The organism is Micromonospora sp. NPDC003197 (assembly GCF_053590565.1).
Genome location: NZ_JBSFTE010000022.1, coordinates 32,287 through 56,186, shown reverse-complemented (window position 1 = coordinate 56,186; position 23,900 = coordinate 32,287). Strand labels below are relative to the sequence as shown.

At 67.4% G+C, this 23,900-nt stretch carries 29 protein-coding genes; 15 read left to right on the top strand and 14 right to left on the bottom strand.

The genetic code is table 11. The features are described 5' to 3' along the window. The coding region (locus ACWDV4_RS22375; RefSeq protein WP_449981836.1) for a hypothetical protein at positions 1–340 on the top strand (340 nt) is incomplete at its 5' end. A gap of 181 nt (positions 341–521) precedes the next feature. Here the strand turns inward: ACWDV4_RS22375 and ACWDV4_RS22370 are convergent. From ACWDV4_RS22370 to ACWDV4_RS22345, 6 genes are all read right to left on the bottom strand, one after another. Then, positions 522–809, bottom strand: coding sequence for a hypothetical protein (locus tag ACWDV4_RS22370; RefSeq protein WP_449981835.1), 288 nt, complete (start codon positions 807–809; stop codon positions 522–524). 23 nt (positions 810–832) lie between these two features. Beyond that, complete coding sequence (locus tag ACWDV4_RS22365) at positions 833–1,183, bottom strand: DivIVA domain-containing protein (RefSeq protein ID WP_449981833.1); 351 nt, start codon at positions 1,181–1,183, stop codon at positions 833–835. 31 nt (positions 1,184–1,214) lie between these two features. After that, a complete protein-coding gene (locus ACWDV4_RS22360) occupies positions 1,215–3,209 on the bottom strand; it encodes a hypothetical protein (RefSeq protein ID WP_449981831.1) in 1,995 nt (664 codons plus the stop codon). Between the two features lie 101 nt (positions 3,210–3,310). Then, complete coding sequence (locus ACWDV4_RS22355) at positions 3,311–3,598, bottom strand: hypothetical protein (RefSeq protein WP_449981829.1); 288 nt, start codon at positions 3,596–3,598, stop codon at positions 3,311–3,313. Positions 3,599–3,852: 254 nt separating this feature from the next. Continuing rightward, a complete protein-coding gene (locus ACWDV4_RS22350; protein WP_449981827.1) occupies positions 3,853–4,050 on the bottom strand; it encodes a DUF397 domain-containing protein in 198 nt (65 codons plus the stop codon). 16 nt (positions 4,051–4,066) lie between these two features. Further along, positions 4,067–4,975, bottom strand: a complete 909-nt coding sequence (locus tag ACWDV4_RS22345; protein ID WP_449981825.1) for a helix-turn-helix domain-containing protein — start codon at positions 4,973–4,975, stop codon at positions 4,067–4,069. 199 nt (positions 4,976–5,174) lie between these two features. Here ACWDV4_RS22345 and ACWDV4_RS22340 point away from each other — a divergent pair, with 199 nt between their 5' ends. The 7 genes from ACWDV4_RS22340 (at position 5,175) to ACWDV4_RS22310 (ending at position 7,976) form a co-directional block, all read left to right on the top strand. Beyond that, on the top strand, positions 5,175–5,399 hold the full coding sequence (locus ACWDV4_RS22340; protein WP_449981823.1) for a winged helix-turn-helix domain-containing protein: 225 nt from the start codon (positions 5,175–5,177) through the stop codon (positions 5,397–5,399). Between the two features lie 346 nt (positions 5,400–5,745). Continuing rightward, on the top strand, positions 5,746–5,964 hold the full coding sequence (locus ACWDV4_RS22335; protein ID WP_449981821.1) for a winged helix-turn-helix domain-containing protein: 219 nt from the start codon (positions 5,746–5,748) through the stop codon (positions 5,962–5,964). Positions 5,965–5,998: 34 nt separating this feature from the next. Next, on the top strand, positions 5,999–6,220 hold the full coding sequence (locus ACWDV4_RS22330) for a winged helix-turn-helix domain-containing protein (RefSeq protein ID WP_449981819.1): 222 nt from the start codon (positions 5,999–6,001) through the stop codon (positions 6,218–6,220). Positions 6,221–6,375: 155 nt separating this feature from the next. Beyond that, the gene (locus ACWDV4_RS22325) at positions 6,376–6,639 is read left to right on the top strand and encodes a hypothetical protein (protein ID WP_449981817.1); all 264 of its coding nucleotides are present in this window, start codon (positions 6,376–6,378) and stop codon (positions 6,637–6,639) included. Between the two features lie 8 nt (positions 6,640–6,647). After that, on the top strand, positions 6,648–6,908 hold the full coding sequence (locus ACWDV4_RS22320) for a hypothetical protein (protein WP_449981815.1): 261 nt from the start codon (positions 6,648–6,650) through the stop codon (positions 6,906–6,908). Beyond that, positions 6,905–7,573: a hypothetical protein gene (locus ACWDV4_RS22315; protein ID WP_449981813.1), complete on the top strand. Its 669-nt coding sequence runs from the start codon at positions 6,905–6,907 to the stop codon at positions 7,571–7,573. The genes ACWDV4_RS22320 and ACWDV4_RS22315 overlap by 4 nt, the downstream gene beginning before the upstream one ends. Then, complete coding sequence (locus tag ACWDV4_RS22310) at positions 7,545–7,976, top strand: hypothetical protein (RefSeq protein WP_449981811.1); 432 nt, start codon at positions 7,545–7,547, stop codon at positions 7,974–7,976. Before ACWDV4_RS22315 ends, ACWDV4_RS22310 begins: the two co-directional genes overlap by 29 nt. A 21-nt stretch (positions 7,977–7,997) precedes the next feature. Here ACWDV4_RS22310 and ACWDV4_RS22305 read toward each other — a convergent pair whose 3' ends face one another. Next, positions 7,998–8,423: a MerR family transcriptional regulator gene (locus tag ACWDV4_RS22305; RefSeq protein ID WP_449981809.1), complete on the bottom strand. Its 426-nt coding sequence runs from the start codon at positions 8,421–8,423 to the stop codon at positions 7,998–8,000. 68 nt (positions 8,424–8,491) lie between these two features. Between ACWDV4_RS22305 and ACWDV4_RS22300 the strand changes: the two genes are divergently transcribed. Beyond that, positions 8,492–9,586: an alkene reductase gene (locus ACWDV4_RS22300; protein WP_449981807.1), complete on the top strand. Its 1,095-nt coding sequence runs from the start codon at positions 8,492–8,494 to the stop codon at positions 9,584–9,586. A gap of 259 nt (positions 9,587–9,845) precedes the next feature. On the opposite strand, the gene ACWDV4_RS22295 is transcribed toward ACWDV4_RS22300, so the two are convergent. Then, complete coding sequence (locus ACWDV4_RS22295) at positions 9,846–10,946, bottom strand: ricin-type beta-trefoil lectin domain protein (RefSeq protein WP_449981805.1); 1,101 nt, start codon at positions 10,944–10,946, stop codon at positions 9,846–9,848. 373 nt (positions 10,947–11,319) lie between these two features. Between ACWDV4_RS22295 and ACWDV4_RS22290 the strand changes: the two genes are divergently transcribed. Both ACWDV4_RS22290 and ACWDV4_RS22285 read left to right on the top strand, forming a co-directional pair. Continuing rightward, positions 11,320–14,535 carry a UvrD-helicase domain-containing protein gene (locus ACWDV4_RS22290; RefSeq protein WP_449981803.1) on the top strand — a complete coding sequence of 1,072 codons (3,216 nt, stop codon included), beginning with the start codon at positions 11,320–11,322 and terminating at the stop codon, positions 14,533–14,535. Between the two features lie 734 nt (positions 14,536–15,269). Beyond that, on the top strand, positions 15,270–15,683 hold the full coding sequence (locus ACWDV4_RS22285) for an LppU/SCO3897 family protein (RefSeq protein ID WP_449981945.1): 414 nt from the start codon (positions 15,270–15,272) through the stop codon (positions 15,681–15,683). Between the two features lie 29 nt (positions 15,684–15,712). Here the strand turns inward: ACWDV4_RS22285 and ACWDV4_RS22280 are convergent, their stop codons facing one another. Continuing rightward, positions 15,713–16,234 carry a hypothetical protein gene (locus ACWDV4_RS22280; protein ID WP_449981801.1) on the bottom strand — a complete coding sequence of 174 codons (522 nt, stop codon included), beginning with the start codon at positions 16,232–16,234 and terminating at the stop codon, positions 15,713–15,715. 63 nt (positions 16,235–16,297) lie between these two features. Here ACWDV4_RS22280 and ACWDV4_RS22275 point away from each other — a divergent pair, with 63 nt between their 5' ends. Both ACWDV4_RS22275 and ACWDV4_RS22270 read left to right on the top strand, forming a co-directional pair. Continuing rightward, entirely contained in the window at positions 16,298–16,708 is a 411-nt protein-coding gene (locus ACWDV4_RS22275; RefSeq protein WP_449981799.1) for an LppU/SCO3897 family protein, read from the top strand. A 147-nt stretch (positions 16,709–16,855) separates the two neighbouring features. After that, positions 16,856–18,103: an AAA family ATPase gene (locus tag ACWDV4_RS22270; protein WP_449981797.1), complete on the top strand. Its 1,248-nt coding sequence runs from the start codon at positions 16,856–16,858 to the stop codon at positions 18,101–18,103. Between the two features lie 12 nt (positions 18,104–18,115). On the opposite strand, the gene ACWDV4_RS22265 is transcribed toward ACWDV4_RS22270, so the two are convergent. Then, positions 18,116–18,655 carry a GNAT family N-acetyltransferase gene (locus tag ACWDV4_RS22265; protein WP_449981795.1) on the bottom strand — a complete coding sequence of 180 codons (540 nt, stop codon included), beginning with the start codon at positions 18,653–18,655 and terminating at the stop codon, positions 18,116–18,118. Positions 18,656–18,780: 125 nt separating this feature from the next. On the opposite strand from ACWDV4_RS22265, the gene ACWDV4_RS22260 reads away from it, so the two are divergent. Further along, positions 18,781–19,326 (top strand): DoxX family membrane protein, encoded by a 546-nt coding sequence (locus ACWDV4_RS22260; RefSeq protein ID WP_449981793.1) that lies wholly within the window; start codon positions 18,781–18,783, stop codon positions 19,324–19,326. Between the two features lie 356 nt (positions 19,327–19,682). Further along, positions 19,683–21,122: a glycosyltransferase 87 family protein gene (locus ACWDV4_RS22255; protein WP_449981791.1), complete on the top strand. Its 1,440-nt coding sequence runs from the start codon at positions 19,683–19,685 to the stop codon at positions 21,120–21,122. A 24-nt stretch (positions 21,123–21,146) separates the two neighbouring features. On the opposite strand, the gene ACWDV4_RS22250 is transcribed toward ACWDV4_RS22255, so the two are convergent. From ACWDV4_RS22250 to moaC, 4 genes are read right to left on the bottom strand one after another with little or no spacing between them, the layout of a single operon-like run. Beyond that, the gene (locus ACWDV4_RS22250) at positions 21,147–21,584 is read right to left on the bottom strand and encodes a molybdenum cofactor biosynthesis protein MoaE (protein ID WP_449981789.1); all 438 of its coding nucleotides are present in this window, start codon (positions 21,582–21,584) and stop codon (positions 21,147–21,149) included. Beyond that, entirely contained in the window at positions 21,581–22,825 is a 1,245-nt protein-coding gene (locus tag ACWDV4_RS22245) for a molybdopterin molybdotransferase MoeA (RefSeq protein ID WP_449981787.1), read from the bottom strand. Before ACWDV4_RS22245 ends, ACWDV4_RS22250 begins: the two co-directional genes overlap by 4 nt. Beyond that, a complete protein-coding gene (locus ACWDV4_RS22240) occupies positions 22,822–23,367 on the bottom strand; it encodes a MogA/MoaB family molybdenum cofactor biosynthesis protein (RefSeq protein ID WP_449981785.1) in 546 nt (181 codons plus the stop codon). Before ACWDV4_RS22240 ends, ACWDV4_RS22245 begins: the two co-directional genes overlap by 4 nt. Further along, positions 23,364–23,855 carry a cyclic pyranopterin monophosphate synthase MoaC gene (moaC, locus tag ACWDV4_RS22235; RefSeq protein ID WP_449981783.1) on the bottom strand — a complete coding sequence of 164 codons (492 nt, stop codon included), beginning with the start codon at positions 23,853–23,855 and terminating at the stop codon, positions 23,364–23,366. Before moaC ends, ACWDV4_RS22240 begins: the two co-directional genes overlap by 4 nt. Positions 23,856–23,900 lie beyond the last annotated feature (45 nt).

The following is a 23,900-nucleotide window of genomic DNA, read 5'->3' as shown; positions in this document are numbered from 1 at the left end:
CCGCCTCAACAAGGTGCGCAACACCAACAAGACATCCACAACCAACACCAAGACCACCAAGACCACCAAGACCAGCTCAACCAAGACCACCAAGAGCACCAAGAGCACCAAGTCGACGAAGAAAACCAACCCAACCCTCGCCAAGAAGCAATACGACGAGGCCATGAAGGTCTGCGGCGGCTACGACACCTGCGTCAAGGACCGCCTCAACAAGGTGCGCAACACCAACAAGACATCCACAACCAACACCAAGACCACCAAGACCACCAAGACCAGCTCAACCAAGACCACCAAGACCACCAAGAAGACCACCGTGCCCAAGGGAGCGTCGGTGCTGTGATTCGCCCCCGACGACCGTGGTCAGGTCACCAAGGTTCAGCCCAGCAAAGTATCGAGTCCAGTCACCACCAAAACCGGGGCGGCATCAGAACTTGCCCCGGCGGGCGTGGATCGGATGACGATACCGGTCACAGCGTCGGGGCCAGTGTCCTGGCCAGTATCGACACTGATAGTGGCGGCTGTCATCGGGGCACCCGAGCGGCACACGGCGTCTCATGCTCGGCCCGCAGCACGCAGCGTCGTCCCTCGTCGAGCAGCCGATCGCAGAAGACCCGATACCGTACGCCCTGGTTGTCCTCTTCGGAGACGGTCACCTCGCCGGGGTCTATGGCGATCAGGAACGCCAGGGTACGGGTGGCGGTCCGGGCCATGATCCGGGCTCGCGCCAGGTTGAGCACGGTGATCGGCAGGTGGATTACGAAGCGGCTCGGGTCGGCTGTCGTCGGCGGATGTTGCCGGCTCTCGTTCATCAACGGAGGCTGTCGGCGTTCGCTCATCGGCGGGCCAACTCGCGCATACTCGGGGCCTGCCGGGACTGCCACTGTCGCAACGCGTCCTTCACTCGCATTGTCTCGTCCTGGCTGCGGGCCAGTTCGGTGTAAAGATGGGCCAGGTCGTCGGCGACCCAGTCCAGGTAGGCGGTCACCTCCCCGGCGTCCAACCCACGCCGGGCCGTGGAGAACCTCCGGCCCCGCACCTGCCAGGGCTGCAACGGCAGGTACGCCCTGGAGCGGTACGCCCGGCCCGCCTGGTGCCTCGGCCCACGCCTAGCAGACTGGTCTCGCCTAGCGGGCCGATCAGGCCGGACCGGTCGGCCGAAAAGGCGTCGAAGTGAAGCCCACACGATTGGTTCGTCCTCTCTTCGAGGCAAGTAGTCAGGGCTTACCGAGTCCGAGCCCGAGTGCAGTCAGGGCGATGGTGGCGGTACGGGCGCTGACCAGGTGTCGTAGCCCGTCGGACTCGTGGACGTACAGCTGGCAGCCGGTGTGGTGGTAGCGGATGCTGACCGGGTTGCCGGCGTGGTGCTGGGCGAGGCGTCGAATCAGCGGCACCGGGTCTTCGACGGGTGGGGCGGGCTGCGGGGTCTGCGGGACGGGGATGCCCTGCCGGGGGTCGGCGGGTACGGCGTTGTAGACGGTGTTTTCCAGGTATTCGAGGAAGTACGCGGCGGCGGCTTCGACCGTTGGCTGGCAGGGCCACAGGTTCGAGTCGACCGCCCGCTCAGGGGCGATCATCTCGATGTTCCAGCCTTCGCCGTGGATCCAGCGGGCATCCGACTCGTTTTGGCTGTGGTCTTCGAGGGTGAGTAGCAGGGTCAGGTGCAGCCCGAGGGCCAGCCGGATCAGCTCCAACACGGGCACGGTCGCTGGTGGGGCGGCGTTGATCAGCAGCCGGCCGGCGGGCTGACCACGGTTGGCGTCGGCTATGTACTGGGCGAGCGGCGTGCCTCGGTTGGGGTCTACGGTGACGACACCTTCGCGGAGGTCCTGCCCGACGTGGTGCCCACCGTCGAGGTAGGAGAGGTCGGCGGGTCGGGCTCCGATGAACTGCGCCCAGTGCCGAAGTTGATAGCCGACGGGTAGTTGGCAGACCGGTTTGCCGCCAGGCTGGGTGGCGACCTGGGGCGCGTCGACCGGCTGGTCCGTGGCGTACCAGTTGAGGTGCATGGTGCTCTGGTCCAGGTCGGTGAGGGTGACGACCGTGCCGTGGTAGACCCGGTGGGTGTCCCGGCAGGTGCTACAGCGCCCAGCGGTGGGGGCGGCACCGGCACCCGAGCAGCCGGGGCAGTTCGGGTCGGGCGGCTGGTTGCCGAGGGTGCAGAGGCAGGGGCGGAGCCGATGCGCGGGGTCGCAGTCGGGGCACGGGCCGTACGGGATGGGGTCGCCCAGCCAGCCGGGGGCCGGCGGTTCCCAGGCGCGATCCAGCAGTGTCACGGTGTGGCGTACGACCTGGCCGGTGCTTTGCGTGGCCAATACCTCGATGGTCTCGGCAGGCTGGAGGCGGGTGTGCTGCCATTTCCCGTCCCGCCAGATCGCCTGCGCGCCGGGTGCCTGCCCGCCGAGGCCGTCCAGATCGGCGTAGATGCGCCGTTCCAGCTGGTCAAGATCTACGACGAGCGAGTCGGACGGCTCGGCACAGTACGGCGACCGTAGATAGTGGGCGGGGGCGGTTGCCGACCGTTTCACCAGGTCGAACATCGCGTCGTCGACACTGCTGACGGCGACGGCCTTCGACAGATCATCGGGCCAGCCACGATTCTCGGCGGGCACCTCACTGCCGGGAATCTCGTACCGGATGTCCCAACGCAGGCCGCCACGGTCACCGCGTCGCGCCTCCACCACCAGGTCCAGGCAGAGCAGATCGGCCAGGTGGCAGAGGCTGGCCAGCTCGGCGGCCAGATCCCGGGTGGGCGCAAGCATAGGCGTGCTGTGCGCGTAGTAGAGCCGCCACGGGTGCCAGCAGTGTCGGGCGATCGCCTCACCTTCCAGGCGCTGCCGCTCGGCCGCAGGCAGGTCGGGCGACCATGCGGTGGGGAGCAAAATCGAGAAGTTACCGACGTTGTCCGTACCGTAGGCGGCTCGACATTCGACGGCCCCGACCTCGCCAGCGAGGGCGGCGAGGATCGGCGACAGGGCCAGCTCCCACCGCCCGCCGACGTTGCGGCGTGGTTCCACCCCGCCGGGTACGACGTTCGCCGAGCGTACGACCCCGGTGTCCCGGTTGACCACGGTGAGCACCAGCTGCGCTCGACGTTTGCCGGTACGTCGGCACTGCCCACAGTCGTAGCCGACGTAGCCGCTGCCCAGGCACATCTCACAGTCACGGTAGACCTGCCCGTCCCCAGGCTGGTCCTCGTCCGCGTCAATCAAAAACCGGTCGCCCCACCGTACGCATCGACACAGGTGAAGGGCGCGACCCTGCCCTTCGCAGTGGTCACACACCATTACCGGCGGCGTGAAGGTCTCCAGAGTCACGACCGCTGCCCGCCCCGGGGCTGGCACGACCCGTCATGACCGACCCGCCGCTCACAGTGTCGCCCGTTGGCGACCGGCAGGTCGCAGAAGACCCGCTGCTGGTCGCCCTGCTCGTCGGCGTTCGAGACGGTGGCCTCACCACCGTTCAGCTCGTCCAGGAATGCCAACGACCGCACCAACGTACGCGTGAAGATCAGCGCCGAACTCATGTCGCTCGCCGTAAACGGCAGATGCGCCACGTACCGCGCCGACTCAACCGGCGCGACCCTACGAACCTCACTCACGAGACAACCCAGCCCTTCCGGAAGCCACGCTGTTGAATGGGGACGCAGCCGCGACCTGGGTCCGGTGCTGACGAGTTCGTCTCACGCTGCGCCCTGCACACCAACACCGCATCATCTGACACTGTGTCGGCGAACACCGTGTCAGGTTGCCACTGCGTCCATCAATGTCACAAGAGGTACAGGGAGATTTGCAGATCGTGAACACAACAAAGGCCGGCACCATGCTGGTGCCGGCCTCGTTGAAGCAGTCGGAATCAGGCCTTGAAGGTCTTCACCGCCCCGATGAACGCGGCCCACTGGTGAGCGTCGAATGCCAGGAACGGCCCGGCCGAGTCCTTGCTGTCGCGAACTCGAGCAGCGGCGCCGTCAGCGGCGGTGGCGACCTCGACGCAGTTCTGCCCGCCGTCAGATCGGCGGGACTTCCGGAACGGGTTGAAGGCTGGCTCAACCATGCGGGCGACCTCCCGGTCAGATGTCGGCGGCGAGCTTCTTCACCGCCTGCTGGATGAGTTCCGCACTCTCCTCGGGGGACAGTGCAGCGTTACGCAGTTCGCAGTACATCTGCGCGTAGCCGGCCGTGTCACCCGGCGTGGTCAGCACCAGATCGGTGGACACCGTGTCGACGGCGACCAGCGTCAGGTCGTCGTCGGCGTAGTCGTACACGGCGAACGGGTTGCGGGGCACCCAGCCATCTCCGAGTTGGGCGTCGACGGGCAAGATCCGAACGGTGATGTTCGCCGCGTCGGTCGCGAGCTTGTACAGGTGTTGCAACTGTTCGTGCATCACATCTGGAGGCACCGGTCGCCGCCAGATAGCCTGTGGCTCCAGCACTACGTCATAGCTCGTCGCGGTTGGGCCGAGGACCTGTTGCTGCCGGCGCATCCGGCCGCGCGTGGTCGCGTCCAGGTTGAAGTCCGCCCCCTTGGCAAGTACTACCAGGCCGCGATGCCGGGTGTACGTCTCGGTCTGGAGCAGCCCAGGCAGCATGCTTGTCTGGTACTCGCGAATCGTTGCTCCGCACTCCAGGTCGGCAGTGCGGGCCTGCCGGTCGCCCATCCGCTCGTACTTGGCGTCCTGCCACCAGCCACGTTCCAAGCCGTCACGGGCGACGGCAAGCAATTCCTGATACTCGCGGCCGCCGCGTTGGATGGGCAGGGCATCGAGGATGCGAAGGATGGTGTCGAGGCTGGCTCGCCGTTCGCCGGATTCCACCTTGGAGATGACAGTGCGGTCCAGCCGCGCCTTGCGTGCGATCTCGGTGGAGGTGCTCTCGCCGCGCAACGCTCTGATCTCGGCACCGAGGCGGATGCGGCGGGCAAGTGGGCTGACCACCGCATAGGAGCTGGGCACGACGCCGACACCTCCATATGTCGTCACAGTGTCAGAGTGACACGGGTAACCTCGATCAGCGTACGCGGAGCCGACGACAGTCGATAGATCCGGCCAGCGCGAGGCTGCACTCTCTTCGCAAACCGGACACAATGCAGGCCCAGTCAACGGGCTAGTAGCACAATGCGCTTGATGAACAGCACCACGGCGCGATCAAATCGATGGGCCGCCAAGCAGGGAGTTCGCCATGCCCATCGAGCCCATTTACACCCGAATTGTCGCTGATATTCGAGCGAAGGTCACCTCTGGCGAGCTCAAGCCCGGCGACAAGCTGCCCTCCATGACTCAGCTACGCACCCAATACAACGCCAGCAACACCGCCATCCGGAACGCGATGTTGGTGTTGCGCGAGGCTGGCTTGGTCGAGGGCCACCAAGGTAAGGGTGTCTACGTACGCGCGCCTGAGGCATGAGTGAGCCTGACCCGGTTTGACAGACAAAGACTTCGAACTTGCTGGAGCTGCGGTACCGGGATGGGTCAAGCAGGCCGAAGCAGCTCGGAGCAGGCCTTGTACCCGGGCACGACAGCGGCCGCAGTGACGCGAGCAGGACTCGGGCTCCGATGCCGGCACACCACCACAACTGTGATCGCAGCGGCTGCAGGAGCAACGATCCCCGCTTCGAAGTGCGAGACTCCCGAGGGGCGCCGCGTCCGGTCGACCTACGACCACGTCAACGCTCAATCATCTTTTGGACACCGACCACTTGCTGCCGAGGATCGAACGTGACCTCATGAATGACGAAGGCTGAGGAGCTCAGATGCCTGCGCCGAAGTGGGAGAGGCTCGCTGAGCACATCCGCAACCAAATCAAGTCCGGAGAGTTGAAGCCCGGCGACAAGCTGCCGTCTAGCGCGCAGCTCAAGGCAAAACACAACATCTCAGACTCGGTCGTCCGCTACGCCATGCACGCCCTCCGCACGGAAGGACTCGTCGAGAGCACCCAGGGCCTCGGGGTGTTCGTCGCGGAGCCGAAGTAGCGCGTCGGAGACGCGAGCGACTACCACTACAAACATGAGGCGAATCTCAGACCGTCAACGCATCGCCCAAGACATCCGCGATCGGATCGCCTCCGGCGAGTACCCGCCCGGAGCAAAGCTGCCCTCTCTCCGGGAGTTGATCGAGCACTACGGCGTGTCCGCCGAGCCCGTGCGTTCAGCACTGCTAATCCTTCAAGCCGAGGGGCTTGTAGAGGGACACCAAGGCAAGGGTGTCTACGTGCTGGAACAGAGCTGAGCCACTACTAGCGAGCCCTTTAGGTTCGTCGTGGTCTATGACGGCACGATCGATTCCGTTAGTGTTTGGCTGACCACGCAGAGATGGCGATGAGCGTGTCGCCGTTCCTTCGCACGCCGCCCGTCCCTCTCGAGGGGCAATGAGCAGGGGATCGCATGGCCAGCATCGAGGAAGTCAAAGCCGCGCTCGCCCAGGCCGCCGAACAGGGCAACGCCACTCTCAGGCAAATCCAGGCCGCTGCCGACAACGCTGAGCAGGTGCTGACCCGTTTGCACGCGGTGTCGGCTGGCACAGGTCATCCGAAGATCGCCGAGGCCATCGCACGCGCCGGCCAGTCCAAGCAACAGTTGGCTGAGGCAGCCGCCTTGATTCAGGGCAGCTCACATGCCACCCGCGAGTACATCGGCCTCCTTGGCTGACCTGACCCATGAGCGTCAACGACGTCAAGGCGACATTCCGCGAAGGCAATCGACTAGCTAGCCAAGGCATGGAAACCCTTATCAGGGCTGCTGACCAGGCAGTCGAAGCGGCAACCCTTGTCCAGCACACCATTCACGACAGTCGGGACCGGGACGCAGAGGCAGTCGCCGAGAAGCTCAGGGATGTCGCCAGGGAGGTTGAGGTCGCCATAAGACGCTTCGACGCGGCTGTGGAAAATGTTGAAGATTACATAAAGGCGCTCGGATGACCGGCCTACTAGAAGAGGTTGTCGCCAAGCTGCTAGCCGCCCATGACCAAATCGCCGAATCAGCAGTTACCGCAATGCGAGCCGAGACTGACGCCGTCGCCGCGAAAGCTCTTTACGAGAAGGCAGCGAAGGGTTCCGAACATCCGAAGATTTGCGCAGCCATCACGGATATCCGGACTGCGAGTGAAAAGTCGGCCAAAATTGGTCGCCTACTAGAAGAAGCAAGAAGTGACCTTGCAGCCTACGTCAACCGGATCGCTCCCGGTTCGATTACGGAGCAGCAACCCGATCAGGCAGGGCTGCCAACCGGCGAGAAAATCCTTGACGAAGCAAGTCGCCGGGCCAGAAGAGCCGATATGGCCTGGCGTAAACAATTAGAGAAAGCCGGCGACTATCAAGACTCTCTGAAGCAGGCGGAGAAGGGAGCCAAGGCCACATTTGACTTTTTCAAAAGCTCACCACCTCCGGGTTCTACAAGCATCAGACGAGAGCCCTCACAGCCAGCGTTCGAGCAAAGCCGGCCATCGCAGCTAGACAGCCCGATCACCGCAGCGATAATGACAACCGGAGCTCTTGCACTAGTTGCGAAGGCTACATGGGATAGTATCAGAGCGCGACGAGAGAGAAAGCAGGACGATGACAAAAATCAGCCCTCACCTTCCTGACTATATTCGCACACTGGTCCGTGGCGAAAACGAAGCCAACGAGAGGGTTCAGGCCCAGCTCGACTCGGAGGGATGGGACGGATTTCCTAAATTCTTGGCAACGGTATTCTTCCTAGCCGTCGATAGACGCTTTGGAGAGGAAGCGACAAGGGCAGAAGTCATTCGGTTTGTAGCCGAACTGCGCGCCGACCTAAGCCACGGCGGCCCGGAACTCAGTGCCGAGGCAGCCGAGTCGCTAATAGCGGCCACGATCGACCCTGCGCTCGACTACGACATCGAACCAAACATGATCGGCAGAATTCAGGCCTCGACTGTCTACAAGATTCTTTCGGAGGAAAATATGACAGACGAAGACCTTAACGCACTTCTTGCCGAGTCAATGCAGCTAGCAAGTCGCCCCTAGACAAAACCAGCAGCGAGGGCGTCAGCAATCCTGCGCGCCTGCACACAGTACGGGCCTCGGTGTGGGCCCTGGCTGGTCTTGGACGGTGCCGGTAGTGGTACGGCTCGTACGGTTGACAGCAATCAACTCGTCGAGGGAGTCCCGGGTCTGGGCAAGGTGAGCGATATAGGCGGTGAGCTTGTCGCGTTCCTCGGCCATGCGGACGAATGCGGCTTCGCTGGTTTCGTCGCTCGGTGCATCCATGCAGGGAAGCAGCGCGTGGATGGTCTTGCTCGACAGTCCTGCCGTGTACAGCCGCTGTAAGGATCCGACCCGCTCGACTTCGTGTTCGGTGTAGTGGCGCTGACCACCAGCGCTGCGAGTGCTGGCCAGCAGCCCCTGCTCCTCGTAGTAACGCAGCGAGCGGATGCTCACGCCGGTTCGCGCCGACAGTTCTCCGATCCGCATCAACGCCTCCTATGCCGTACGTCACGAGACTTGCAGCTCACATGCATGTCAGGTTTTAGCGTACCGCCATGACAACTCCGACCGAGTCAACAAGCCTGTTCACGCCCTTCAAGCTGGGCGAACTGACCCTGCCCAATCGGATCGTGATGGCACCGATGACCCGGGTACGGGCGGCGGCCGGTGGCCTGGCCACCCCGTCGATGGCGGCCTACTACGCGCAGCGGGCCAGCGCCGGGCTGATCATCACCGAGGGGGTGCAACCGAGCCTGATCGGCCAGTCCAACCCTGGCACGCCGGGCCTGCACACCGACGCGCAGACCGAGTCGTGGCGGCAGGTCACCGGCGCGGTACACGCCAACGGTGGGCGAATCTTCGCGCAGCTGATGCACGGCGGTCGTGTCTCCCACCCGGAGACCACCGGGCACCGGCCGGTCGGCCCTTCCGAGGTCGCCGCGCCGGGCGAGGTCTTCACCCCGAGTGGTCCGCAGCCGGCCCCGCTGCCGTACGCCCTGAACACCGCCGAAGTGCCGGAGCATGCGCAGTCCTACGCGGACGCGGCATGGCGGGCGATTGCGGCCGGCTTCGACGGTGTCGAACTGCACGGGGCGAACGGTTACCTGATATCCCAGTTCCTCTCCAGCAACGCCAACCTACGCACCGATCGCTACGGAGGCTCGATCCTGGGCCGGATCCGCTTCGCGGTCGAGGCGGTCACCGCGACCGTCGACGCGATCGGCGCATCCCGGGTCGGGATCCGCCTCTCCCCGAACTCCGGCATTTGGGGTGTCGAGGAGACTGATGCTCCCGAGCTGTACGCGGCACTGCTGGCCGAGCTGGCACCGCTCGGGCTCGCCTACGTCCACTTCGAGGCGACGGTCGGCGACGATGTCCTACTGCCGCTGCGTAAGGCCTGGCCAGGCGCAATGATCGTCAACCCGGCACACCCATCTGGGCCACAGTGGAGCGACCGGGCGGCGGCCGCGCACTGGCTGGGCCTGGGCGCGGATCTGATCAGCTTCGGTCGGGCGTACATCAGCAACCCTGACCTGGTCGAGCGGCTCCGCCAGAATCTGCCGCTCGCCGGCCACGACAAGGCCATCTGGTACGCCGGCGGCGACTCCGGCTACCTCACCTTCACCACCTACCAGCACGAGGCGGCCTGATACCTCCCGAGACGCGGAGAGCAGGCCATCACCAGCGCACCGCCAGGGCCTCGGCATGTCGTGGGGTGGCTATGCGGGGACCGATCATGGACAGACGCACGCTGCCGACAAAGGTGATCAGAACGCCAGGGGCGTTACGAGGCCGCTGTAACGCCCCTGGCGTTCTGATCACCAAGGCACCGGGAACACCGACAACCTAGCGGGACACCCGCTCTCGGAAACATGAAGCCGGCCCGCCGAATGTCGGGCCGGCGGGGCGTCACCGCCGCTGGCGGAAGTACTGGTTGCCCTGGTTCAGGCAGGGATGCATCAGAACGGTATTTTGCCCATTGATGATATGGATGTTGATGCACTTGTTCGCGTACGGGCTGTAGACCTGCTTCTTGCTGTTGATCCGGAACTGCTGCGCCGGATTGCCACTGCACCAGGCCACCTGGACCGGAGTCCACGTGTCTGTCGAAGCGTTCGCGACGTCCATGCACAAGCCCACCGATCGGATCGTGCCGTCGGATCGCGTTTCCCAGCGCTGAACTGCGGAGCCGTCGCACTTCACCACCCGCAGGTGGGTGCCATCCAACGCCCGAACCGCGCTCACGCAGCCGTTGTACTCGTCGTTGACCAAGTCAAAACCCGGCCGCGGCGGCGTGGTCGACTTGGTGGGGGTGGGCACAGTCCGCGGGGGCGATGCGGTGGTCTGGGTCGGCTTCACGGCCGGACGCGTGGTGGGTGCCTGCGGCGACGGCGTGGCCGAAGCTGTGGGCGTGGGTGTGGGTGTAGGCGTAGGTGCGGTGGTGGCGGGCGCGCTACTGCTGCCACCGTCCGGGGTGGCAGGCACACCGTCGAAGTACGGCTGTAGTTCGTACCACGCCGCATAACGGGCAACGCGGTTCACGTAGTTGTCCGCAGCCTTCGGCATGCCCCTTGCGGCCTTCACCGCCGCCCTCCCGGAGTGATGTCCGGCCAAGGCCAGCCGCCACGGCTCTCCCTTGTCCTGGGCGACGCGAGCCTGACCGACCATGTCGCAGAGGTAGTGGGCCAGCGCAGTGATGTTGGCCTTTGGATCCAGTCGCTCAGCACCCGGCCAGGGATGCCAGGCATTCCACTCCTCGTCGCTCAATCCAGCCAGTCCTCGACCGTCCCCGCTGGTGGCGCCTCCGAGACCGAACCGCGACTCTTCCATGAGCTGGGCAGCCAGCCGCGCGGGGCTCAATGCCAGGCAGGATCCGGCGGCCTTGACGATCGTTTGGCGGTACTCCGCCGGCACGACCACGCCAGCTAGCGGCCCCGAGTCGTCTCCGTCCGAAGTGGTCGCGGCTACGGCTGTCGTGGTGCCAGCGATGACGACGAGTACGGCCGCCACCGATGTGACCCGCCAGCGTACGGGCCACGAGCGCACTTTCGACAGATTCACGTTGCACCCCTTTAGTCGTTGCGGCTGACTCACATGACGAGCGGGAGGCCACTGTCGTTCGATTCGCATTATGGTCGATTCACTGCTGGCGTGCCCAAGCGGAGTACCGGCGGCGAATCCGGACGGAGTGCCAGCGGCGTACCCGGGCGGAGTGCGTCGGTGTAGCAAGGCGAAGTGCGCGGCAAGGTCACGGCATCTAAGCCCCGCAACGGGTACGAATCAGCCGACAACCGGCCCAGCGATCATCGATGGGTGGGATAGCGCAGGTCACGTCTGAGCGTGGCGCGGTGTGCGGGCGTACCTGAGCATGGAAGGATGCGGCGTGCTTCCGTTCAGCGCCGCGCCCCCCGGCGGCTCCTCCGTGGGCACCCGTCCGTTCGTCGCGGACCTGCACATTCACTCGAAATACTCACGCGCCTGTAGCCGTGACCTCAGCATGCCCAACCTCGCCTGGTGGGCCCGGCGCAAGGGCATCAGCCTGCTCGGCACCGGTGACTTCACCCACCCGGCGTGGTACGAGCACCTGCGCGAGACCCTGCAACCAGCCGAGCCGGGCCTCTACCGGCTCAGCCCGGAGCAGGAGCGGGACATCGCGCGCCGGTTGCCGCCCCGGCTGTCCAGCGTCGCCGAGGCCAACCCGGTCCGGTTCCAGCTCAGCGTCGAGATTTCCACGATCTACAAGCGGGACGACCGGACCCGTAAGGTGCACCACCTGATCTACCTGCCGGATCTGGACGCGGTCGCCCGGTTCAACACCGCGCTCGGGCGGATCGGCAACCTGGGCTCCGACGGGCGGCCGATCCTCGGACTCGACTCGCGGGACCTGCTGGAGATCACGCTGGAGGCGAGCCCGGACGGTTACCTCGTCCCGGCGCACATCTGGACCCCCTGGTTCTCGGCGCTCGGCTCGAAGTCCGGCTTCGACGCCATCGCCGACTGCTACGCCGATCTTGCCGAGCACATCTTCGCCGTCGAGACCGGCCTCTCCTCCGACCCGGAGATGAACTGGCGGGTCTCCAGCCTCGATCGCTACCGGTTGGTCTCCAACTCCGACGCGCACTCGCCGCCAGCACTGGCCCGCGAGGCCACCGTCTTCGACACCGAGCTGGACTACTTCGCGGTCCGGTCGGCAATGCGTACCGGCGACGGGCTGCACGGCACGATCGAGTTCTTCCCGGAGGAGGGCAAGTACCACGCCGACGGGCACCGGCTCTGCGGCGTGAACTGGCAACCCGAGCAGACCCGCCAAGTGAACGGGCAGTGCCCGGAGTGCGGCAAGGGACTCACAGTCGGCGTACTCAGCCGGGTCGAGGATCTCGCCGACCGCCCCGAGGGGCACCAGCCGGCGAACCCGCCCAAGGTCACCCACCTGATCCAGTTGGCCGAGATCGTCGGCGAGATCAACAACGTCGGGCCGAAGTCGAAGACCGTGCAGGGGCAGCTCAACGACCTGGTCGCCAACCTTGGCGCGGAGTTGGACATCCTCACCACCACCCCGCTCGACGACATCTCGACGGCCGGCGGCGAACTGCTCGCCGAAGCCATCGGCCGGGTCCGCCGTGGCCAGGTCCGCCGAATTCCCGGGTACGACGGCGAGTACGGCGTGATCACCGTCTTCGAGCCGGGCGAGCTGGACCGGTCCGCACCCGGGATGCAGGCAGACGCGCTCTTCGACGTACCCGTGCCAGCGCAGCGCAAGCCCACGGAGCCGGCGGCGAAGCCTCGCACCCGGACCCCGGCGAAGGCCGAGCCGAAGCGGCGGGCGACCCGGGCCGCAGCGAGCGTGCCACCGCCCCCGCCGATCGCCCCGCCGCCCTCGCCGCACGAACCGTTCGAGCCGATGCTGGCCGGCATGGAGGAGGTCGGCACCGGCCTACTCGACCGGCTGGACGCGATGCAGCGGGTCGCCGCCTCGGCACCCGGTGGGCCACTGCTGATCGTGGCCGGTCCGGGTACCGGCAAGACGCGCACGTTGACCCACCGGATCGCGTACCTCTGCGCGGAGCTGAACGTCTTCCCCGAGCACTGCCTGGCGATCACCTTCACCCGGCGGGCCGCCGAGGAACTGCGGCACCGGCTGGACGGGCTGCTCGGGCCGGTCGCCGAGGCCGTCACCGTGGGCACCTTCCACTCGCTGGGCCTGTCGATCCTGCGGGAGAACGCCCGCGCTGCCGGCCTGCCGGAGGACTTCCGCATCGCCGACGACGCCGAACGGGCCGCCGCCCGGACCGAGGCCGGCACCGACGACGCGGCGTACGTCAAGCTGCTGCGCGCCCAGGACCTGGTCGACCTGGACGAGCTGGTCACCCTGCCGGTGAGCCTGCTGCGCGACGACCCCGAGCTGGTCGAACGCTACCGGGACCGGTGGCGGTGGATCTTCGTCGACGAGTACCAGGACGTCGACGCGGTGCAGTACGAGTTGCTGCGGCTGCTCAGCCCGGCCGACGGAAACCTGTGCGCGATCGGCGACCCCGACCAGGCGATCTACTCGTTCCGGGGGGCCGACGTCACCTACTTCCTGCGCTTCTCGCAGGACTTCACCGACGCGCGGCTGGTCCGGCTGACCCGCAACTACCGTTCGTCCGCCCCGATCCTGGCCGCGGCGGTGCAGGCCATCGCACCCACGTCCCTGGTACGCGGGCGGCGGCTGGACCCGGCCCGACTGGACCCGGAGGCTCCCCTGGTCGGGCGCTACCCGGCCCGGTCGGTTGCCGACGAGGCCGACTTCGTGGTCCGTACCGTCGACGATCTGGTCGGCGGCCTCTCCCACCGGTCGCTGGACTCGGGACGAATCGACGGCCGCTCGTCGAACGTGTCGTTCTCCGACATCGCGGTCCTCTACCGTACGGACGCTCAGGCAGCGCCGATCGTCGAGGCGCTGAGCAGGGCAAATGTGCCAGTGCAGAAGCGGTCGCACAACCGGCTACGGGACCGGCCCGGGGTCGCGTTGATCGCCCGCGAGCTGCGGCACGCCGACGGACTCGGTGGGTCGCTGGCCGCCCGGGTACGCCTCGCCGGGCAGATACTCGCCCAGCGGTTCGCCGCCCCGACGCTGGACGCGCCGACCGGGGTAGGGCCGGAGGACATCTGGAGCGCGGTGGAGGTGCTCACCCCACTCGCCCTGCGCTGCGGCGACGACCTGCCGTCGTTCCTGGCTCAGATCGCCACCGGGGCCGAGGTCGACGCGCTCGACCCGCGCGCCGAGGCGGTCACGCTGCTCACCCTGCATGCCGCGAAGGGGTTGGAGTTCCCGGTCGTCTTCCTGGTCGGCTGTGAGGACGGGCTGCTGCCGTTCCGGTTCCCGGGCAACGATCCCACCGAGGACGAGGTGGCCGAGGAGCGGCGGCTCTTCTTCGTTGGGCTGACCCGGGCGCAGGACCGGCTCTACGTCAGCCACGCCCAACGTCGGCACCGGCACGGACGCGAGCATGACTGCCGTCCGACACCCTTCCTGGACGCGATCGACGCGGGACTCTTCGAGCGGTTCGGTGACGCCGAGCCGCGCCGGCCGAAGGACCGCCAACTCCGGCTGCTGTAAGGCAGGGGTTTCGTGTTAGGAAGGGCCCCTTCCTATCGCTTTTTGCATAGGAAGGGGCCCTTCCTAACCACGCTGCGGGACGGCGAGCAGGGCGGCGAGCGGGACGGCGAGCAGTACGACGGCGGCGGCGATCGTGACGGACACGCAACCGGACGATATCGACATTCGCCAAGAAAATGGCGGCCCGACAATAGTGCGGATTATCCCTTCAGCGGGCGACATCACACGCGCGACAGATGCTGACTAATTCCACCACAGAGGACAAATTGGGGCACGACCTGGCGGGGTTGGCGCGATTCCGGTATAGGGCCTGTCGCAGTCGCACGCTACGGTGACCAGAGCCGGCGCACTCCCAATGCTGGTCGGTGTTTCTGCCGAAGCCGCTCGAAGGAAGATCGATGTCTCAGCACGGACCACCCGGTGGGCCGTACTTCTCCCAGCCGTCGAGCCCATCGTCGGACCAACCGAACGAATACACCCCACCGTCCGATCCATGGAGCGCTGAGGATCCCTGGCACAGCAGCGCATCCAGCGCGCCCGTGAGCACCGCGCCGCAGTCGGGTCACCAACCGCCCGGTCAGGCGTACGCTTCGACTCCACCGCCCGGCTTCGCTGGGTTCCCGCCGGCCGTACGCGACCCCTGGCAATCCCCGCACCCCTGGCACCCCTCTGACCCGCCGCCACAGGGAACACGCCGCAGGAACATCCTCACCGTCACCGTCGCGGTATTGGCGGTGCTGATCTGCGGTGCCGGTGGAACCGCGAGCTACCTCTTCGGCGAATCCCAGGGCGCAAGGAACAACCAGGCGGTGGACACGCCGACCAGCAAGATCGAGCGGAACACACCGGTCGCGTCCAGCAACTCCGGCGCGACAGCTCTGGCCACCGTCGGACCATCCCTAATAGACGTACGATTCGTCAAGGTTGGCGAGTGTGTGAAGTCTGGAGACGACAACGAAACACTGATGTTCAGAATCACAGAGTGCGGGCCAGATACGTATCAGGTGTTGCAACGCTTCGAAGGATCTGTCAACGACGATACCGACGCCGAAGTCAAATGCTCGGGAGTGCCGGGTTACACCGATTGGTATTTCTACAAGAGCGGATTTGACGCGCTCGACTTCGTGCTCTGCCTCAAACTGCGCTAACCATCACTGACTTTCCTGGGGAAATCATGTCAACCTACGGACCGCCCGGCCCGAACCAGCCCGAAGACCCGTACGGCGAGAAGACCACGGCGATGCCTGGCGGCTACCCGCCGCCGCCGCAGGGCCAATACCCACCACCGCCGCCCGGCGGTTACCCACCCCCGCCACCCGGTCAGCCGCAGTGGGGCGCGCCGCAGCAGCCGCAGCAGCCAGAGTGGGGGCAGCCGGCGCAGCCCGAGCAGCCACAGTGGGGACAGCAGCCACAGTCGGTCCCGCCCGCACAGCCACAGTGGGGGCAGCCGGCGCAGCCCGAGCAACCGCAGTGGGGACAGCCGGCGCAGCCCGAGCAACCACAGTGGGGACAGCAGCCGCAGCCCGAGCAACCACAGTGGGGACAGCAGCCGCAGTCGGTCCCGCCAGCACCCTCGGAATGGGGACAGCCGCAGCAGTCGGTCCCGCCCGCACAGCCGCAGTGGGGGCCGGCGCCGCAGTCGGTGCCACCCGCGCCCTCGGAATGGGGACAGCCCCAGCAGCCCGGCCAGTTTGGTCAACCGCCAGCTCCGAAGAAGGGCGGCGGCGGAAAGATCGCCCTGATCATCGGCGGAATTCTCGCGGTGGTGCTGCTCTGCGTCTGCGGCGGCGTCGGAATCTGGGCCTTCACCTCTGACGACGACGATGAGAAGGACCCAATCGCGCAACCGACCGCGACGTCGACCGCCCGGCCGACGTCGGAGCCGTCGACCGATCCCACCCCCTCCGCGTCGTCCACGGACGACGATGACGACGACACGTCGTACCGGAAGGGTGACTGCCTGAAGAACGAAGGCACCAACTCGTCGCCGAAGTTGCGCAAGGTGCCGTGCGGTCCGGGCACCTACGAGGTGCTGTCGCGGATTCCGTTCACCACCGACGTGGAGAAGTGCAAGACCGACCCGATCTTCGGGGCCAAGGAGGCCGACGCCAACTACTACTACGACTCCAGCATGAACAGCGCCGACTACGTGCTCTGCCTGAAGAAGCGCTGACCAAGCACCGATAGCTAAAACTAGGCCCGTCTAGCAATCTTGCTAGACGGGCCTAGTTTTAGCTCGACAATCTGATACGGCGACACGCCGTAGCGACATCTACGTACATCTAGCCTGTGGGCTAGATGTGCAGATACGGTGCGATACGTGGATCCGGTCCGCAACCCGTACGCGCCCGGTGCCGGCCAGCGCCCGCCTGAACTCGCTGGCCGGGGTCGCGAGTTGGAAGTCTTCGACATCGTCCTCGAACGTGTGGCCCGGGGACGACCCGAGCGCAGCCTGATGCTCACCGGCCTACGCGGGGTCGGCAAGACCGTCCTGCTCAACACGCTGCGCTCCCAGGCCATCGGCCGGCTCTGGGGCACCGGAAAGATCGAGGCCCGCCCGGACCAGTCGCTACGCCGCCCGGTCGCCGCCGCGCTGCACATGGCGGTACGCGAACTCGCCCCGCACCACCGCGCCCCCGACCGGATCGACACCTTCCTCGGCGTACTCAAGGCCTTCGCCCTGCGCGGCGAGCCGAACTCGGGCGGTCGGGGCGCAGCCCGGCCCCGGCTGCGCGACCGCTGGCAGCCCGGGATCGACGTACCCGCCGCCACCGGTCGGGCCGACTCCGGGGACATCGAGATAGACCTGGTGGAGTTGTTGACCGATGCGGCCGACGTGGCCGCCGACGTGGGAACCGGCATCGCGGTCTTCATCGACGAGATGCAGGACCTCGGCGCGGAGGACGTCTCCGGGCTCTGCGCCGCCTGTCACGAGCTGTCCCAGATCGGTGCCCCGCTGATCGTCGTCGGTGCCGGGCTGCCGCACCTGCCGGCCGTACTGTCAGCTGCCAAGTCGTACTCCGAACGGCTCTTCCGCTATCAGCGCATCGACCGGCTGGACCGGCTCGCCGCCGACCGGGCACTCTGCGCCCCCGCCGCCCGGGAAGACGTCGAGTACGAGCCAAAGGCGCTCGACCTGCTCTATGAGAAGTCCGGCGGCTACCCCTACTTCGTGCAGGCGTACGGCAAGGCCACCTGGGACCACGCGCCCCGATCACCGGTCACTGCCGCTGACGTACGGGTGGCCGCGCCGGAGGCGGAGGCGGAACTGGCGGTCGGCTTCTTCGGCTCACGGTTCGAACGGGCCACCCCGGCCGAACGCGAGTACATGCGGGCGATGGCCACGCTCTCTCTGGTGGCGGGTGAGGAAGAGAACGAGCACCGGGACGACATGGATGCCGCAGTCCCAACCGCCGACATCGCCCGGTCGTTGGGGCGCAAGCCGGCCAGCCTGTCACCGGCCCGCGATGCTCTGATCAAGAAGGGGCTCATCTACTCCGGCGAGCGGGGGACAGTGGCGTTCACCGTGCCGCACTTCGGCCGCTACCTGCGCACCCAGCCGAACTGACCGACCTGGCACTCAGACCTGGGCCCAGGCGTGCGGAAAGCTCACGTCGCCGCTGGGCGGCGGTTCGGCCCCACTGACGGCAGCCGGTAGGACCAGTGCCTGCCATGGATCGCCAAGCCCGGACCAGGGACTGGTCAGCGCGAACCGCGCGGCCGGCTCGAACCCGAACCGACGGTAGAAGGCCGGATTACCCAGTACGACGACCAGCCGTTCGCCCAACTCGGCAGCGGCGTCGAGGACGGCCTGCACCACCGAGGTGCCGTAGCCGAGACCTTGCCGGTCGGGGCGTACCGCCACCGGGCCGAGCGCCAGGGCCGGCAGGATCCCAGGATCAACTCGGACCCGGCTCAACAGTGCGTAGCCAACGATCTCGCCACCGACCTCGGCCACCATCGACAGTTCGGGAATCCACGCCTCGCTGGCCCGTAGCGCCTCCACCAGGCCCACCTCAGCGGGTACCGGGGCGTCCAGACGGGCGAACGCCTCGGTCACCACCTGTCGTACCGCTGTAATGTCGGCCGGCCCCTCGGGTCGCAGCCGCACAATAGTCACGCTTGGCGACGCTACCGGTACGGCCCCGCTTTCGGAGGGGCGAATTGCCAGAGTCGGCAAAGGATGACCGATCAGTCCAGCGGTTGGCGGGGTAATCAATGGGCCAGCAGGGTATGAAGTTATCCATGAGACCCCTACGTGGCGCCGCGCGGGTACTGCTGAGTGGGATCTTCGTGGCCAGCGGAGTCCGGGCTGTCGCGAACCCCGAGCCTTTCGTGGAGAGCGCCAAACCGATCACCGACCGGATAGCCCCGCTACTGGCGAAGGCGAGCCCTCGCCTCCCGACCGACCCGCAGACGCTGGTCCGGGTCAACGGTGTGGTGCAACTCGTCGGTGGTCTCCTGCTCGCGACCGGTCGACTACCCCGGCCAGCCGCCGCCGCACTGGCGGGCAGCCTCGTGCCCACCACCCTGGCTGGGCATTCCTTCTGGAACACGGACGACCCGGCGGACCGAGCCGCCAACAAGATCCACTTCATGAAGAACCTCGGTCTGCTCGGCGGTCTCCTGCTCGCCGCCGCCGACACTCAGGGGCGCCCTGGCCTACGGTGGCGGGCCAGTCACGCCATGGATGACGGACGGCGTTCGATGCGCCGGACACTTCGTACCGCCCGCCGGGACGCTCGGATCGCCAAGCTGTCGGCCACGACCGCGCGCCGCCTACCGGGCTAGCACCGAGGCCGCCAACCCGGCCAAGCACCGCGCCGCCAACCCAGCCGAGTGCCGCGCCGCCAACCCAGCCGAGCGTCGAGCGAGGCTGAGTGTCGAGCGAGCCACCGCCGGCGGGGCGCTCTAAGATGACGGCAGCAGTTGAACCCGTCGATACTGTCTAAAAGATGACGGGAGCCGAAGAGCGGGAGCGAATCACCTGAAGCGCCCGCGCCGCGTTAACGCGGTAGAAATGTCGCGAACTCATGTGGGATCGGACACGGTCGCATAACGCGGGAGGCGAACAAGTGATGCGCCGTTCTAGGCTCCTTGGTGGACCTGGACGGGAACCACAACATCGGTACGGGGGTGGCCACGCCATGCCGGCGACCGTCGAAAGACGGCTGGGCCGCCTCGCCCTGGTCCGCCGTGTCGCTCGTGGAATCGATCGTCGAGCAATCGTACGGATCGGCATCGTCGCCGTAGCCTTCTATGCCGCATGGCTCGCCATCGGCGCATTCGGCCGCCCGTACAACTTCTTCGACATGAAGATCTATCACGGCGCGGTGGTCTGGTGGGCGGGCGGTAACGAGCTCTACGACTTCATCGCGCCGAAAACCACCCTGGGGTTCACCTACCCACCCTTCGCCGGGCTGGTCATGCTCCCGATGGCGAAGCTTCCCGTCGCCGTGGCTGGGTGGATCAACGCACTGGGCAGCATCGCGGTGCTGGCGGTCATTCTGGCCGCGCTACTCCGTCCACTCGCGCACCGCCGAGGCTGGCCACTCTGGTTCACCGTGGGGCTCGCGGTACCGGCCGCCATCGCGATCGAGCCGGTCCGGGAGACCCTGGGCTACGGGCAGGTCAATCTGCTGCTCTTCGCGCTCGTCATGGCCGACCTGGTCGCTCTGCGGTGGCGGGCCCGGCGCGGGCCACGGGTCCGGCCCACTGACGGTCCACTACGGCGGTTGTGGTTCAGCGGCGCCTGGGCCGGGGTCGGCATCGGTCTCGCCACCTCGATCAAACTCACCCCCGGGCTGTTCATCCTCTACCTGGTGCTCACCCGGCAGTGGCGGGCAGTAGGGACCGCGATCGGCACCCTGATCGGGGTCACGGCAGCGGGCTTCGTCTTCGCCGGCCCGGAATCGTCGCGCTACTTCACCTCGGTCCTGTGGAACACCGAGCGGGTCGGCGCGGCGGACATGACCCCCAACCAGTCGCTGGCCGGACTGCTGGCCCGGCTCTACGACTCGATCGAGACCCCCGGACTGCTCTGGCTGGCATTCTCGGTGCTGATGCTCGCAGTCGGCCTGTCCCGCGCCTCCAGCGCGCACGCCGACGGTGACGAGCTGACCGCGTTCACGCTGGTCGGGCTCACCGCCAACGTGATCAGCCCGATCTCCTGGTCGCACCACCTCGTCTTCGTGATCCCGGCGATCGTCGTACTGGCCGACGCGGCGGTACGTCGGCGCGAGGCGAGCCGAGGTCTCAACCTGCGGGCCGGGACGAATGCCTACCCGGCACCGCCCGGCGTCGCACTACGGCCACCGATCTGGTTCCCGACGCTGACCGGATTCCGGCATGCGGCCGCCGCACTCGGGCTCTACCTGCTCTTCCTGATCTCACCGATTTGGCCGTACGAGCACCAACTGCCCGAGGTGTCGCACTACCAGGACGGACTCTTCGGGGCCCTGATGGAGAACTCCCTGGCAATCGCCTTGATCGCGCTGGTGGCCGCGCTGCCGTGGCGACCCGGGGCCGAGCCGGTCTTCTACCCCGAACACCTGCGGACCGCTCAGCGGAGCCTGATCAACCGCTGAGCGGGTGCTGCCGCCGTACCGAGGTCAGGGGCAGTTGACCCATTCCTCGGTGCCGTCAGCGAAGACCTGGTGCTTCCACACGGGCAGGCGTTCCTTGACCTCGTCGACCAGCCGGGCACACGCCGCAAAGGCGGCGGCGCGGTGGGCCGTACTCACCGAGGCAACCAGGGCAGACTCGCCGATCTCCAGCGGCCCGAGCCGATGGGAGACGGCAATGGCGTACACCGCCGGGTCGGCGGCGATCTCCGCCGCCACTTCCCGAAGCACGTCGGTGGCGCTGGGGTGGCCCTCGTACTCCAGGCGGGTCACCACCCGCCCGTGGTCGTGGTCGCGAACCACGCCCTGGAAGGAGACCACCGCCCCGGCCCGGGGGTCGGCGACCGCAGCCTCGTGCGCGGCGAGGTCGAGTGGTTCGTCGGTGACCGCCACGTGCGCCGTACGCCCGGTGGTCGACGTGCTCATGGTCGCTCTCCAAAAATCAACGGCAACGGTACGACGGAGACCCGCTCGCCGGGTTCGCCCTGCCGGCCTGGCGGGATGACGGCGAAGCCGTCGGCCTGGGCCAGTCCGCGCAGCATCGCCGAGCCGACGTGCTGGACCGGATGGGCGGTGCCGCGCGTCGAGTCGATCCGGACCAGCGCCAGGTGGGTGTAGTTGCCCCGACCCCGGATCGGCTCGGCGAGGTCCACCTGGGGCAGCGTCGGCATCGGCCGCCCCTGTAGCCCGGCCAGCAGGGGAGCGACCAGGGAGACCAGCGCCACGATCGCGGACTGTGGGTTGCCGGGCAGGCCGGCGACGAACCGGACACGCCCGTCGGCTCCGACGACTCGGGCCACCATCATCGGGAACCCGGGACGGACGGCAACGGTGTTCACCACGTACTCCGCACCCACCTCGGCCAGCGCGGGATGCAGGTGGTCGACCGGGCCGTGCATCGTGCCCCCGGTGGTGCAGACCAGGTCGGCGCGGTCGAGGGCGGCGCGCAGCGCAGCCACATGCGCCGGCAGGGTGTCCGCTACCGGGCCGGTCACGTCAGCCGGGTCGACGGTGCAGCCGTAGCGCCGCAGCCAGGCCGGTACGGCCGGGCCGAGCGCGTCCCGTACCCGCCCGGCACCGGGTAGGCCGCCGATGAGCAGCTCGTCACCGAAGACGAGCAGCGCCGCCCGGGGAGCCTGCCGTACGGGCAGCGAGTCGTAACCGCAGGAGGCGGCCAGCCCGATCAGGCCGGGGTCCACCGGCACACCGGCCGGGAGCAGTTGCTCGCCCGCCTGGGCCTCCTCGCCCGGTGCCCGCCATTCGGGGGCGGGACGCAGGGTGCCGGTGACCCGACCGTCCTCGGTACGGGTCGACTCCTCCACCCGCAGTACGCCATCGGCACCGTCCGGCACCATCGCCCCGGTCGCGATCTCCACCGTCGTACCGTCCTCGGTCAACGATGTCGGCACGCTGCCGGCCAGCGCCTGGCCGACGATCCGCCACGGCGGCGCACCGCGTACCGCCCAGCCATCCACGCTGGAGGTCGGGAACGCGGGCAGGTCGGTCAGGGTGGTCAGCGGTTCGGCAAGGGTCTGCCCGTCGGCCTCAGCCAACGGAACCGCGACGGCCGGCGGCGCGGCGGCCAGCCCGGCCGCGTGCACCTGGGCGCGGGCCTGCGCCCAGTCGATGGGCTGGGCGGCGGCAGCCGCCGGAACGGCAGCACTCATCGAGCTGGCCTTTCATCGGCGTCGGCGTCGGAGTTGGCTTCAGAGTCGGAGTTGGCTTCGGAGTCGGTCCGGGGATGGTCGCCACCGCGCAGCTGATCGACGGTGTGGGCGAGAATCGGGCCGAGTACAGCGAGCCCGTCTCGCGCACCGCCGGTCGACCCGGGCAGGTTGACCACCAGCATCCGGCCAGCCGTACCGGCCAGCCCTCGGGACAGCGCCGCGGCCGGCACCTTGGCGCGGCTGTGTGCCCGGATCGCCTCGGCGATGCCGGGGATCTCCCGGTCGATGATGGTCCGGGTGACCTCGGGCGTACGGTCGGTCGGGCTGACCCCGGTGCCCCCGCTGGTGAGCACCACGTCCATCCCGTCGGCGAGTGCCTGACGCAGCGCCTCTCCGACCGGCTCGCCGTCCGGCACCACCACCGGTTCGTCCACCTCGCAGCCCAGTTCCCGCAGGCCGGTGACGAGCAGGGGGCCGCTGGTGTCGGTGTAGACGCCGGCGGCGGCCCGGTTGGAGGCGACCACGACCCGGGCCCGGATCACGGCCGGTCCTGGGGTCGGGTCCAGTCGCCGGTCTTGCCGCCCTCCTTGCGCAGCACCCGTACCCCCTCGATGGAGGCTGCCGGGTCCACCGCCTTGACCATGTCGATCAGGGCGAGTCCGGCGGTGGCCACCGCGGTCAACGCTTCCATCTCGACCCCGGTCCGGTCGGCGGTCCGGACCGTCGCGGTGATCTCCACCGTGGTCTCGGTCAGGGTCAGGTCGACGGTGACGCCATGCAGGGCGATCGGGTGGCAGAGGGGGATCAGGTCCGGGGTTCGTTTGGCGCCCATGATGCCGGCCAGCCGCCCCACCGCGAGCGCGTCCCCCTTGGGCAAGCCGTCCCGGCGAAGCAGTTCGACGACCTCGGCGGTGGTGTGCAACCGTCCGGCGGCGACCGCCCGCCGGCCGGTCACCGCCTTCTCCGACACGTCCACCATCCGGGCTGCCCCGGCGGAGTCGACATGCGTCAGGTTTTGGGGAACCGTCACCAGATGAGCCTATCGGGGCAGGATGCGAGCCTGATCGGGCCCAGG